The organism is Mucilaginibacter sp. PAMB04168, assembly GCF_039634365.2.
Classification (GTDB): Bacteria; Bacteroidota; Bacteroidia; order Sphingobacteriales; family Sphingobacteriaceae; genus Mucilaginibacter.
In genome coordinates, this window is record NZ_CP155079.2 from 1328961 (window position 1) to 1342875 (window position 13915).

10 protein-coding genes are annotated in these 13915 nt (G+C 46.2%); 1 reads left to right on the forward strand and 9 read right to left on the reverse strand.

The window, feature by feature from the left end; all coding sequences use genetic code 11:
- Positions 1-10: 10 nt before the first annotated feature.
- The 9 genes from ABDD94_RS05740 to ABDD94_RS05780 form a co-directional block, all read right to left on the reverse strand.
- Positions 11-1648 (reverse strand): TldD/PmbA family protein, encoded by a 1638-nt coding sequence (locus ABDD94_RS05740; protein ID WP_345955044.1) that lies wholly within the window; start codon positions 1646-1648, stop codon positions 11-13.
- 45 nt (positions 1649-1693) lie between these two features.
- Positions 1694-2419: a hypothetical protein gene (locus ABDD94_RS05745; RefSeq protein ID WP_345955045.1), complete on the reverse strand. Its 726-nt coding sequence runs from the start codon at positions 2417-2419 to the stop codon at positions 1694-1696.
- 104 nt (positions 2420-2523) lie between these two features.
- Positions 2524-3855 (reverse strand): TldD/PmbA family protein, encoded by a 1332-nt coding sequence (locus ABDD94_RS05750; RefSeq protein WP_345948484.1) that lies wholly within the window; start codon positions 3853-3855, stop codon positions 2524-2526.
- A 7-nt stretch (positions 3856-3862) separates the two neighbouring features.
- A complete protein-coding gene (locus ABDD94_RS05755; RefSeq protein WP_345948483.1) occupies positions 3863-5500 on the reverse strand; it encodes a TldD/PmbA family protein in 1638 nt (545 codons plus the stop codon).
- Between the two features lie 48 nt (positions 5501-5548).
- Positions 5549-7336: a hypothetical protein gene (locus ABDD94_RS05760; protein ID WP_345955046.1), complete on the reverse strand. Its 1788-nt coding sequence runs from the start codon at positions 7334-7336 to the stop codon at positions 5549-5551.
- Positions 7337-7342: 6 nt separating this feature from the next.
- Positions 7343-9460 carry a DUF4175 family protein gene (locus ABDD94_RS05765; protein WP_345955047.1) on the reverse strand — a complete coding sequence of 706 codons (2118 nt, stop codon included), beginning with the start codon at positions 9458-9460 and terminating at the stop codon, positions 7343-7345.
- The gene (locus tag ABDD94_RS05770) at positions 9461-10993 is read right to left on the reverse strand and encodes a BatA domain-containing protein (protein ID WP_345955048.1); all 1533 of its coding nucleotides are present in this window, start codon (positions 10991-10993) and stop codon (positions 9461-9463) included.
- Positions 10994-11162: 169 nt separating this feature from the next.
- The gene (locus ABDD94_RS05775; protein WP_345955049.1) at positions 11163-12032 is read right to left on the reverse strand and encodes a DUF58 domain-containing protein; all 870 of its coding nucleotides are present in this window, start codon (positions 12030-12032) and stop codon (positions 11163-11165) included.
- Between the two features lie 54 nt (positions 12033-12086).
- Positions 12087-13079, reverse strand: coding sequence for a MoxR family ATPase (locus ABDD94_RS05780; protein ID WP_345955050.1), 993 nt, complete (start codon positions 13077-13079; stop codon positions 12087-12089).
- Between the two features lie 192 nt (positions 13080-13271).
- Here ABDD94_RS05780 and ABDD94_RS05785 point away from each other — a divergent pair, with 192 nt between their 5' ends.
- Positions 13272-13898 (forward strand): DUF4159 domain-containing protein, encoded by a 627-nt coding sequence (locus ABDD94_RS05785; RefSeq protein ID WP_345955051.1) that lies wholly within the window; start codon positions 13272-13274, stop codon positions 13896-13898.
- Positions 13899-13915: the final 17 nt, after the last annotated feature.

The window sequence follows — 13915 nt, forward strand, 5'->3', positions numbered from 1 at the left end:
CTTTAACTTTCTACCCTAATCTCCTCGCCGTACTGATCACATTTACCTTATCAAATTTGGTGGTTGAGCAGCCATGCGATACAGCGCTAACCTGTGAGGGTTGGCCTTTACCGTCAAAGAAAGATCCGCCCATACGGAAATCGCTTTCATCACAAATGGCTGAGCAAGAGTTCCAGAACTCCTGGGTGTTGGCCTGGTAGGCGGCACCTTTAACCATGCCTAAAATTTTGCCATCTTTAATTTCATAACAAAGCTGGCTGCTAAACTGAAAGTTGTAACGTTGCTGATCGATAGAGTAGGAGTTACGGCCAAACATGTATAAGCCTTTCTCGGTATTTTTTATCAGTTCGGCAACCTTCAACGGCGTTTTGCCTGGTTGCAGGCTTACATTTGGCATACGCTGAAACTGCACATCGCTCCAGGTTTGGGCATAACAGCAGCCTTGTGAAGCGGGCAGGCCTAATATGTGCGCCTGGTCGCGCGTGGCCTGGTAGTTAACCAGCACGCCATCTTTTATTATATCCCACTGTCCGCTCTTCACACCTTCATCATCATACCCAACCGCACCAAGTGAACCGGGACGTGTTTTATCGCCTACAAAGTTTACCATCTTACTGCCAAACTGGAATTTTTTTGATTCCCATTTATCAAGCGTTAAAAAGCTGGTACCGGCAAAATTGGCCTCGTAACCCAGTACACGGTCAAGCTCGGTAGGATGGCCAACCGATTCATGTATGGTAAGGAACAGATTAGTGGGGTCTAATATCAGGTCATACTTGCCAGGTTCAACCGGTTTGGCTTTAAGTTTTTCTTCCAGCTGAGCGGTGCCTATACGCACATCCTCCAGCATGTCATACCGTTTTTTATAAATCGGGAATATGCCTTGTATCTTTTCTTTTTCGTCGGGTATCAAATACTCAAAGCCCATACCTACCGGGGCGCTCAATGAGTTGCGGGTTTCGAAACCACCGTTTTTAGAATCGGTTTTAGTGATAGTAAAGGATGGCCATAACCGGTGAATATCCTGGTCAATGTAAGAGCCTTCGGTTGAGGCAAAGTATTTCTGCTCATTAATCATGAACAGGTTATTGTTAATAAAGCTGGCTCCTGCTTTTAACGCCACATTATTGGCAGCCAGTAACAGATCAACTTTATCCTTAACCGGTATTTCAAAAGCGTTCTTTTCAATTGGTGTTTTCCAGCTTACTTCACCATAGCCTTTTTGCGGAGCAAGTTGCACCGGCTCACTTTGCAGGCGTGCGTTTTCTTTAGCTATAGACACAGCTTGTGCGGCGGCTTTGGCAATGCTGTCATTATCCAGTTTATCGGTAGCGGCAAAGCCCCAGCAGCCGTTAGCCAGCACCCGTATACCCATACCGTATGATTCGGCACTGGTTATGTTTTGCACACGCAGTTCGCGGGTGCTTATAGATTGATTTAGATAACGGCCCAGCCTTACATCGCCATAAGTGGCACCTTTGCTTTTAGCAGCATTAAGCGCTACATCGGCCATGCGTTTTTTGATAGCGTTATCAACCGGTTGTAAAACCGTATCATGAGGTACCGGCGAGCCTATAACCGGGAGGCTCTGCAACAATGCTGCGCCCATGCCCATACCGGTGAGGTATAAAAAGTCCTTTCTATTCAAAGCAGTGGTATTTGATTGCGTAATATAGTAATATACGCGCAAAAATCACTGCTTAAAAACGCCTGAATCAGGCAAAATTTGCCTTTGAGATGGATGTAACTGCATGAACTTCTTATAGCAGTTATTCAGGTATTTAACTAACACAAAATCATTGGCCCGGTAGATATTTACAGCAGGCGTATAACGGCGTACGAAAGCCTCCAATTCGGTGCCGCGGAGCGGTATGTAATTAGAAACGTTGGCGGTGCTGAATACTTTGGCTATCTGTGTTTTAGTCTCTTCATTTCGGAGCATTTGTTCCTGCCGTTGCTTGCGTCGCTCATCCTTTTTCCAGTACCAGAACCTAAAGGCTACCCCGCCTTTGAAGTTGCCAGCCCGATCGGTTTGGTAAGCAGTGGTTTGCCCATGAAAGTAAGGGTCTGAAAATATCAGGCTTGGTCCTTCCCTAGTTTTTACTTCGACGCCGTTAAGCATATGTTGCTGTGGTAGCAGGAACACTTCAAAGTCATTAAGTTTAGTAATAAGCAATGTGTCGTTCTGGTAGGCGAAGCCTTTAAACAAGAGTAAATCGTTTAGGCTAGCTTTAATAATGAACTTGCCCTTATTATCGCTAACCGCGCTTTGTTTGGTGTTAAGATTTTGCACATGTATACCAGCCAAACCAACACGGGTCTTATCCTCTAATACCCTGCCTTTTACAGCTTGTTGTCCATAACTCAAAAAGGCGGCAAGGCAGAGCGCAACGCATAATAGTAAGCTAAATTTAGGCATGTTTAAATTTAGTGTTTCAAGACTGAAGCGTTTGTTAAAAAAGGTTAAAAAGAAAAAGCCGTTCTGGCTGGCAGAACGGCTTATAACATTGACTTTAGACGTGATTACACCGCGTCTGAAAGTGACGTGAACGTAAAGTCCCGAATCTTCATCGGCGGTATCATGTAGCTACGGTAACTTTCTACACTGATAGCACGCTCTGGCTTGCCCAATGTTTCTACGTTGTTTAACATGATAATCGGGCTCTCGTTAAAGCGCATGTTCTTAATTGGGAACTTAATTTTGCCGTTCTCGATATAAAAAGTGCCATCGCGGGTTAAGCCGGTTAGAGCCAGTACCTGCGGGTCAACCATACGAATGTACCACAAGCGCGATACTAATATGCCGCGCTCTGTACTTTTTATCATTTCATCCAGTGTGGCCGTGCCGCCGTCCATAATAATATTGCTTGGACCAGGCATTGGTTTCACACCTTTTTTCTCGGCCCAATAGCGCGAATAGCTTAAGTTTTTAACTACACCATTCTGTATCCAGTAAGTTTTTTCTAAAGGTAAACCCTCGCCGCTCCAAGTGCTGGCCGGCAGGTCGGCGTTAAATGGATCAGAATAGATATTTACTTTATCGTCCATTAGTTTTTCGCCTAAACGGGTGCCTCCGCCTCGCTTGCTCAGGTAACTGCGGCCTTCATCAGCACTGCGTGCATCAAAACGGAACATGTTTTCCATCATGTACACCGCCGCTGTGGGTTCCAGTATAACGGTGTATTTGCCAGGCTCGATGGCACGTGCGCCTATGGAGCCGTTTGCTTTTTGAGTGGCAATCTTAGTAGCGGCATAGGTGTCCAGCTTGCTTACATCGGTAAAACCGCGTGCTGCATAGCCCGAACCTGTTCCTTCTTTATTACGTGTGGTTACCGAGAAAGTAACATCGGTTGACTTGTTATAGGCAAACAAACCTTTGTTGTTCATGGTGGCATAAAAGCCGGTAGTATTTTCTAAAAAGCCTGCGGCTTCTAAACCGGCTTCTTTTGATGCTTTTAAACTGGCTGCAACCATTTCGGCGCGACTTTCGGGCGTCATGGCTGCAGTTTTGGCATTATAGGTGTTAGCTTCGGCAAAAGTTTGGCCGCCTAAAGGTGGCATATGCTCCGGGTTTTCCGGAGCCAGCTGGGCCAGTTCTTCTGAGCGGCGCACCACTTTTTCTAATGAGGCGTCATCGAACTCATTGATGGTAGCGGTTCCGGTTTTTTTACCGAAGGTTGAGCTTACCGCCAAACCCAGGGTGCTGATATCGCCTGCAGTTGATACGGCGTTTAATGCGGTACGGATGTTGCCGCCTTCCTGACCGTTTAAGCCTATCTCGCATTCATCGGCTTTTGAGTAACTGAGCACTTTCTTTAATAAAGCCTGTGCTTCTTCTTTGCTAAGTATTGGCATATGCTGATTATCCGATTCTACGTTTAGTGTTTATAACATTTACTCCTTTAAATAACGAGGTCGACGACCCATGCGATACGGCGTTCGACTGGCTCGGCTGACCCTTGCCATCGTTAAACGCACCGCCCAGTCGGTAATCGCGCTCATCGCAAACTGCAGCCAGTGAGTTCCAGAACTCCTGGTTGGTAGCCTGGTATGCCACGTCGTTCAGCATGCCCACAATCTGCCCGTTTTTAATCTCATAGAACAACTGGCCGCCAAACTGGAAGTTGTAACGTTGCTGATCGATAGAGAATGAACCGTTACCTACAATGTAGATACCTTTTTCGACCTTCTTAATCATTTCGGCTACGCTAAGTGGTGTTTTGCCTGGCATTAACGATACGTTAGGCATGCGTTGAAACTGCACGTCGGCCCAGGTTTGAGCGTAGCAGCAGCCTTGTGATTCTTTTAAACCCAGCATGTGTGCCTGATCGCGTATGGCCTGGAAATTAACCAGTGTGCCGTCTTTTACAATTTCCCACTGTTTAGGTTTAACGCCTTCGTCATCATAACCCACAGCGCCTAAAGAGCCTTTCTGGTTCTTATCGGCTACAACATTCATGTTAGTGCTGCCGAATTTAAAGTTACCCGATTTTAACTTGTCTAAAGACAGGAAACTGGTGCCTGCATAATTAGCTTCATAACCCAGTACACGGTCTAACTCGGTAGGGTGGGCAACCGATTCATGTATGGTTAACCAAAGATGCGATGGATCCAATACCAGGTCGTATTTGCCTGGCTCAACCGATTTTGCTGATACCTTTTCAGTAGCATTTTTGGCGGCGTTCTTCACATCCTCCAGCATATCGTACCGGTTTCTGTAACGGGTAACAACGCCTTGCATTTTTTCAGCTTCTGATGGGGTTAAGTACTCGTAACCCATACCTACCGGCGAGCTCAAGGCGGCGCGCGTTTCAAAAGCGCCCTTAGCTGGGTCTATCTTGGTAACGCTAAAGTTGGGGTACAAACGGTGTATGTCCTGATCGATGTAAGAGCCATCGGTTGAAGCAAAGTATTTTTGCTCGTTAATAGCCAGTATGGTCGAATTTACAAAGCTTGCACCACCTGCTAATGCTGCACCATTTACAGCCATCAGCAGGTCTACCTTTTCCTTAATAGGAACCTCGAATGCATTTTTCTCAATTGGGGTTTTCCAGCTTACCTCGCCATAACCTTTTTGCGGAGCCAGTTGTACCGGCGGACCGCCAATTTTAGCATTAGCCTTAGCCACGGCAACGGCACGTTCGGCTGTTTTGGCTACACCGTCTTTAGTTACGGTATTGGTACAGGCAAAGCCCCAGCAACCATTTACCAACACGCGTATACCTACGCCGTACGATTCGGCGTTGGCTACGTTAAGTACGCGGGTTTCGCGGGTTATAACAGCCTGGTTGAGGTAGCGGCCTATGCGAATGTCGGCATAGCTGGCACCTTTAGATTTAGCCGTGTTGAGTGCTACATCAGCCAGTTCTTTTTTGATGCGCACGTCAACCTGCTCCAGTGCCTGAGCCGGATCGATTGGGCTACCGAAGGATGGCAGGTTGGGCAGCATTAAGGCACCGGCACCTACACCCGACAGATAAATAAAATTTCTACGTTTCAAGGTTTAATCCTCCTTTTAGTAATTAGTTGGTATGAGTTGTTTAGTTTTCTAGCTTATAAATTTGCGCTCGACCCATAAAAAGGTACAAGACGCTAATAAAAGTAAATAAAAAATCAGTTTAGGAACCTCAATTTTTATTTTTTGCTGTATTTGTTTTGTTACAGCCATCTTTTTTTGCTGAACGGCGGCAAATGTTGACGTTTCAGCTATTCTTTTAAGCTGCTTTAAGCTTCTCCAGCCTGTTTTTGCATAGTTGTACCACCAAAATGACGGCCCATTGCCTGAATTTGCCACCTGCCAACCTGTTTTATGAGGCCAGTAACTGAAATTCCATTCGTAAGGGATGGCTGCACTTTGCTCGGGCGCTATTTTTTGGCCATTGATGATCACATCTTGGGGCGATACCGGACTTTGCAATACTAGCCTTACCTGTTCGTTTTCTGAAGGCAATGCCGATGCAATATGCCAGTTTTGTAATGGTGGTAGTTTACGGGCTGATTTACTGATGAGCAGCGACCATAGCGCCGCATAATCTGTTTTGTTGCCAGCCAGCAGCCAGCTATAAGTATGATTTAAAGTAGTGAATATCACCTTACCAGCGCCGGCGAGCGCTATGCCAGCCAGTTCGTGGCGTTGTGCATCAGTTGCCAGGCTTTGGGTGTTGTTATGATAATTAATGTATGCTGCGTCAATTCCTAATTTGGCTGTTTTACGTGCCTGGCCCTGTAAAATAAGCTGCACCAAAGGCTGTTCTTTTACAGCAACGGTGGTAACAGGAAAATCGCGCTGCAGCCATGAGGCAGCCTTATCTGAGCTATCGGCCCGAACAATAACGCCTAATCCTTTTTGAGTTACCTGTTGCTTCAATAGTGCTCCTTCTGCAGCAGTGAGTGATTTTAGGGCAGAGAGATCACCCAGTACTACATCAAATCTATCTAACACCCCGGCTGAAAGCTTTTGTAAGTTCAATTTATCAAGGTTGGTGTATTCTTCACTGATTTTATCTTTACTAATCACAGAGCGGCTGGCAACCGCGTAGCCATTTTCGCCCAACCAGTTTTTAAGGAAACGTGTTTCAAAGTTGGGAGCCGCATTCAGCATCAACACTTTTAACGGCCTAGTCGGTTCAATCTGAACGGGCAGATCTTCGGCAGCTAAGGTATCGTTGCCAGCCAAGGCCAGTAACTGGTAAACAACCCGCCCCGTTGGTTTAGGTAATGTGCTAAGTTGAAAGCTGGTTGTTTTAGTGGCCGGCAGGATAATAGAATCCAACACTGTATTCAAACCTTTGAATAAGAACTTAACAGGTTTCTCTTCATTATTTTGAAAGCTGCCTTGTACCAACAACGACTCACCCGTTTTTAATGTGGCTGGCCAGCTTATGGATTGGAGGCCAGTAGGCCGCTTTGGCGGGCGATAGCCAATCGGTAAATCACTTAACAATTCTAACTCGTTAGCTGTTAGGCCATAACCTAAAATTCTTACACCAGTAAAAGCCGGTTTGTGGTTTCTTAACTCTTCTAAGCTGCCGAGTAGAATCGATTTTTTGTAACGTTTTTTGATGCTGGCATCGGTGGTAAACACTGAATCGCTACTATTTATATCATCGGTGTTAAATCCGTCTGTTAAAAGCACAGCATTGGTTGTTTGTGCAGCGGTTTGTGTGGTGCCGTTGTAAGTAACAGGTAAAGCTATGCAGCCAAGGGCAGCCACAGCCAGCCATACAGCCAACAAACGCCAAAATAAACGCCTGCGGTCGGTACGGCGATATTCCTGCCAGCTAAAAACAAGTGCTAATACAATACAAATAATACTGACCGATATAATCCAGTTCATGCTTGCTTACCGGTTTAAATTTTGATAATAACGTTGAGCCAAACCCATGTCGGCAGTGGCTGACGCAGGGTAAGGTGAGGTTTTACTGGATGGCAAACTTTTTTGTATAGCCTTTTCAATTATACTGCGGTCGGTCGGCTGTACTACATTGCTGGTTAACATACGTCGTAATGCGCCAACCGCTTTTAAGTAGATGCCAGGTTGTGCCGACGCCCGTACGGCTAACTGCTGCGCAGCCAGTTGCAGTATGCGTTTATCAGCGATGCTTAGCGCCTGATGTTTAGACTGCTCCAGTATGCCGGCTGCTTTTTTCAGTGTTTCATATTTATCCATCCCCGGCCTTGACGTTTGCTGATTAACTGGTGAGCCGATTTTGCTGAGGTCGCCGCTCAGGCGTTTTTCGGGTTTAAGCGGGGGCGGGTTGTAATTGGTTTTGGCCACAAATGAGCGCGATTTTTGCTGTAGGTCTTTTAACAACCGTAAAGCTTTATATTCAAACGGCAGTGCTTCCAGGGGTTTGTAAAGGCGTAGGCGCAGCTCGGCTTTCCACATTTCGTTCAGCGTAGCCTTTAATTGCGCTTTTACGGCAGGTTCCAAAAATGTGGCATCTTCTGCATTATCATGCTTATCGGTGTAAGCATCCATCACCATAGCGGCGTTGCCAAAATTTTCTGCTTTGCCAAGTTCATCATGTTCATTGTCTTCATGACTGCCTTCTTCTTCATCTCCTAAAAATTTGCCATAGCGCAGGCGCAGCATTTTTTGATCGGTGCCTAAATCATTACAACGATTTTTAAAGGTGGTTACGCCAATGCTGTCTTTTTCTTTTAATAACTTTTCGGTGTCCAGAATAATTTGCCGCTGGCTTCTGAAATATTCGGGTTTTATGTTTGCAGCTGCCACCAATCCGTCCATGCTGAGCAGTTGTGCTGTGTCCTGTATGGATACAATGAGCACATCCGTGCGGTTTTTTTGCTGATGTGTATCCTGTGCCTGCACGTAAAAGTAAAGTTCATCACCGGGTTTCATGTTCAGCTTTGGTAAATCAATAGTGCGTTGCAGATTGTATTGCCGGTTGTGCTTACCGAACGATGTATTGAAGCTGAAAACCGTATCCTTAAACTTTACAGACTCGCCGCTGCCTTTAGCCACCGTAGCAAAAATCTGAGCATTGTTAACGCCATAATCATCACTTACATTGGCATTGATAATAACACGGGGAACCTCGCCGGCATCAATATGGGTATATTGCCTGGGCGATTTAATGTGAATGGCCGGTAATTCATCCTTTACCACCTGTATTTGATAAAGGTCGGATAGTTTGCCATCAATACTTACCTGGTAAAAGCCAGGTTTGCTGAGCAGGCGTTGTGCCGCCCATTCAGTGGACTTTTGGTGCGTTAATGCCAGCTTTTCATGTTCATTGAACAGGAGCGTTACGCTATTAACGGCAATGTTGGTGCTGATGTGCCAGGTTACTACTGCGCCTTCTTCGGCAATAATGGTAAATTTATCCTGCTGGCGTGCTGGCTTGCCTGTATACGCGGGCGGCGTTATTTTTAAGGTTACACCATCGATTTGCGGCAGTACCTTTTCTGGCGGTGCAGCGTTTTGAGCAGTAGTTTTTTTGTCGCCAAAGTAGTAACCTCCTTTTGCGGTCGGCCAGTGCTTACCCAACCAAAGCATGCCCGCGCTTAAAATTAAGGCTAATGCCAATAATCCTGCAGCTTTTTTTACCCGATGCATGACCAGCGGCGGCTGGCCCGGCAGGTGCACAATTTCCTGTTCCACTTTGGAGCGTTGCAGGCTCTCAAGCAAATTTAATTCCGCGGCTGGTTTAATCACCAGCGCACTGCTTTCTTCCAGCTGCGGGTAAGTAACATTCAAATAACGGCAAAGAGTAGCCAGGGTGGTATTCCATGGCCGGCGGATGGTTGCCAGTATGCCCATAACAACCATGAAGGATACTATGCCACACCACACAGCACGTGCTTGCCATGGGCGATACAAAATGCTGGCTATTAAAAAGGCGCAGCCTGTAGCCAGCAAGGCATCGGCCAGTAACTGATAGCCAATGTAGCGCTGCTGTAATTGCTTTATTTTATGTAATGCGGCCTGTTCCATTTAGGCGTTATGAGTTTGAGGTGTGCGATGGGCCAGCCAGCGTTCGGCAGCAAATACTATAACCAGCGCCAGCCAGAAATAGCGGCCGAGGCTTTTGTTTTCAGCCGGCTTGCCAGCTGCGATGGTGTGCGTTGCTGAAGTGATAACCGGCATATATTGCTGGCGGCTTAATATTCTTTTATCTGAATTAGGCTGGTTTGCCTGGTGGCTTGCCTGCATTAATTGAAGTAACCATGCGGGGAAGGCATTGCTCCAAACCAAGTTATTCCAGGCCGGGTTGAAACGGCTGTAAAAGCGATAAATGCTGGTTTTACCGTACTGCTGTGCAGATAATATGGGTTTACCAAAACCATCCCGCCATATACTAGGATCTAGACTATCTCCGCTCACGGCTTTAAATAACTGCACTTTACCTTCATCAGGCAGCGCGGTTGAAAAGTAGCCCGCGTTACTCATTAAAGTGTTTACATTTAAGATTTTGCCTTTTTGGTAAGCAAAGATGTGATTGCAGCTTTTTATTGCCCGATGGTTAAGCGCCTTGTCCGACAGCCAGAAGAGCCATTGCGTTTGTGGAGAGATCTGACCTGGGTTAGTAATTATCCTCAATACGGTTTTACGCTGTGTAAAGCTGCTTACCGCTTGTAAGGCTGCTTTCAGGTAGGCGGCATCCGTACTGTTATCGGCATAAATGAGGAGCCGATGAGTGGTGGTATCAATATTAAACGGCGCCTGGTTGTTATTAGCAGGCTTCACCTGCGCATTGTCTCCGGCGGTTTGTATGCTGAACGCCGGATTGCTTCGCGTTGCGCTTACTGTGCTATAGGTATAGGCAGTGCCCAATGGTGTACTGTTGCCCTGTATAACCCTTATATCGCCGGCGTTGGTAAACCATGCATCCTGTATCCAGCTGCTTGCTGAATCGGCCGGGGTGTAGGTTTGCCAATGCAAATCAAGCGCTATCTCTGGCTTGTTACCCCTAAAATATTTGGCCTGGTTAGGTGTGAACACAAAAACGGGCAATGGTGAACTTACGCGGTTATTAAGTTGTTTGAACAGGCTCCAGTAGTTGGCAAGCGGAGCGGCGGGAGCGGGTGGCGAGGCAAGAATTGAATCTTTTGGGTGCAGCAGTATCTGTTTAAGGTTAGATTTTGCAAAGCCCGTATTAAAATAATGAAACTCGTAACCTGCACGGTTAAGCGAGTCAATAGTACGCTTAAATTTTTTGTAAGTTTCGGTAAGGTTCTCTTTGGGTATCAGTAGCCAGCCTTTTACTTTAACCGCTTGCGCTTTTTTTTGCCATACCGGCATGGCCAGTAATAATGCTACCAATAACAGCAACAGGCAGCGCAAAATAAATAGTGGTACATCCAGCAATTTAAAACTCCGGCTGCTTTTACGTGAGGCAGCATTAATAAGCGATATGCTGCCCACTTTTAGCACTTTGCCCGGCCGTATATTCCACAGGTGTATCAATACCGGAATTGCTATTGCGGCAGCACTGAAAAACCATATGGGATTTATAAATTGAAACATGTAACTCGTTTTAAACGACGTAACACTTATGAGCGCCGTCGCCATATTTTACACTACCAATAATCTTCTCCCGAAAAGACGACTCTTGATTTGCAATTGCGTTATTGATGTATATTGTCATCGTTTTCTATCTCTTTTATCTCCGTTCCGTCGGTGTGGCGCGGCCGGTTTACCCTTTGTTCCGCTGCACCAAGAAGTCACGCAAAGCAACATCAAGAGGTTGGGCTGTGCTGAGCATACGGTGTACAATGTGTTTGCCGAGTAATTGCATGCGTATGTTTTCGAGGTGGGCTTGTAAGGCTTGCTGGTATTGCTGCCTGGCCTGTGGCCCTACCTGTATTACTTGGCCCGTTTCCAGATCTTCTAAAGCGGAATAGCCCTTAAAGTCAAAATCCAGCTCGTTTTGCCCCATTAATTGAAATACAATGATCTCGTGCCTGAGTGCCGCGAGTGAATCTAACAATTTCATGATCTCGCACTCGGGCTGGTACATGTCGGTAATAAATACCAGTAGTTCCTTTCGGCCTGTACCGGCAAATAATTGTTTATAATGTACGGGTTGAGTAAAACTACCGGCCGGCTTTATGTTTTCTAACTGGTGATATAGCCGCTGTAAATGTTGCGGATCGGGCCGCGAGGCCAGTGAAAACAGGCCACCTTCTTTAAAAACATACAAGCCCACTGCATCTCCTTGTAAATTGGCCAAATAAGCCAGTGACGCTGCCAGGAAACGGGCGTACTCTATTTTAGTGAGGGTGCCATCATGATGGTTCATGGAGGCGCTGGCATCAATCAAAAAACGTACTGAAATGCTGGTCTCAATTTCTGACTCACGAATATAGTACCGGTCGCTGCGGGCATACATGCGCCAGTCTAGCCAGCGCAGATCATCGCCGGGCTGGTAGCTGCGGTATTGGCTAAACTCCAATCCGGGCCCCTTAACGGTGCTTTTGTTAAAGCCGTTCATAAATCCATCAATTACCGTTTTAGCCAGCAAAGGCAGGTTCTTGATCGTCATGAGTACTTTCGGGTCGAGCATGATTTTATTTCGGATGTTCGGATTATTGCGGTTGCATAACCTTAATTCTTATTACTAAACCCGTGGTCTTTCTATTAATTTAATCAATTCAGCGGTGGCTTTGTCTGAGGTAATTCCTTCAGCTTCGGCTTTAAAGTTCATGAGTACGCGGTGGCGTAGCACAGGAGTAGCCATGGCATGTATGTCTTCTAATAACACGGCATAGCGGCCTTTGAGCAATGCACGCGCTTTAGCAGTTAATATTAACGCCTGCCCCGCACGCGGGCCAGCGCCCCAGCGTACCCACTCTTTTACATAAGGCAGGGTAGAGGTATCGGGCCGGGTAGCACGTATAAGCTCACTTACATAGCGCACCAGTTCTTCGCTAATGCTTACCTGGCGCACCAGGGCCTGGGCCTGCTGTATCTCTTCAGCGCTAATAACCGGGTTAATGGTGGCTTTGCTGGTGCCGGTAGTACGGTTTAATATGGCGAACTCTTCTTCAGCGGTAGGGTAGCCAATTTGTACCAGTAGTAAAAAGCGGTCTAACTGTGCCTCGGGCAGGGGGTAGGTGCCCGCTTGCTCAATAGGATTTTGGGTAGCCAGGATGAAAAAAGGCTTATCGAGCGGGTAAGTTTGCCCACCGTAAGTAACCTCAAACTCCTGCATGGCTTCCAGCAAAGCCGACTGCGTTTTGGGCGGCGTGCGGTTTATCTCGTCGGCCAGTATAATGTTGGCAAACAATGGGCCTTTGTTAAATTTAAAAAAGCGCTTGCCGGTTACGTGGTCTTCCTCCAGTATTTCGGTGCCTACAATATCGGTAGGCATTAAATCGGGTGTAAACTGTATACGGCGGAATGACAGGTGCAAAGCCTGAGACATGGTCTTAACCAGTAAGGTTTTAGCCAGCCCGGGTACACCTTCCAGCAGGCAGTGCCCACCGGCCAAAAAAGCTACCAGGAGTTCATCCAGAATGTGTTCCTGGCCTACTATCACCTTTTGTATTTCAGTTTTTAGCTGCGGAAGCTTAGCCAGCAGCGATTTTACGTGGGTTTCTGTTAGTTCCAAAGCTCTTATTTTATAGCGCCCTCTAATTTATAAAGGTGTTGTTCAGTTTCGCATCACAATATATTGTGATTTGGATTAAAAGGCATTAGATTTTGCGAAAAATTAAATTAAGTATTTAAAAAATTACAAACACGGTAAGCAAAATCTGTCAGAGCATTAAAATTTTCTTCTACTTTTAAAGTTTTAACAGCAATGTCATTAAATTCCAAGTTTACTTTTACCCGCTTTAGCTATCATTCAGGCGATTGGGACACCGATCAGCGGATGCCCACCAATATCCTGAACTCATTGCTGGAGTACACTACCATTCCTATTGATAATAAAGAGAAGGTGGTGGCCTTAAGCAGCCCCGATGTGTTTAACTCGCCGTTTAGCTACCTGAGCGGGCACAAGCTGGTACAGTTTGATGCGCAAGAACGGGCCAATTTTAAAAAGTATGTTCAAAATGGCGGCTTTGTATTTGTAGACGATTGCAACCATGATATAGATGGTCTTTTTGCCAAATCATTTGAGGCGCAAATGGCATCACTTTTTGGGCCGCAGGCGTTAAAAAAGATCCCCAACAATCACGAGTTGTATCGCTCCTTCTTTACGTTCGAAAAAGGTCCGCCCAATACATCATTTGAGTTGAATGGCTGGGGAGATGACCTGGTGCATGATTACCTGAAAGCCATCACCATAAATGGCCGGATAGCCGTTTTGTATAGTAATAAGGATTACGGGTGCGAGTGGGATTACGATTTCAGGAATAAGCGCTTTTTGGCCGAGGATAACACTAAGTTCGGCGTAAATATTGTGGTATATGCCATGAGCTCGTAAGGGTTTGGGTAAGCAAT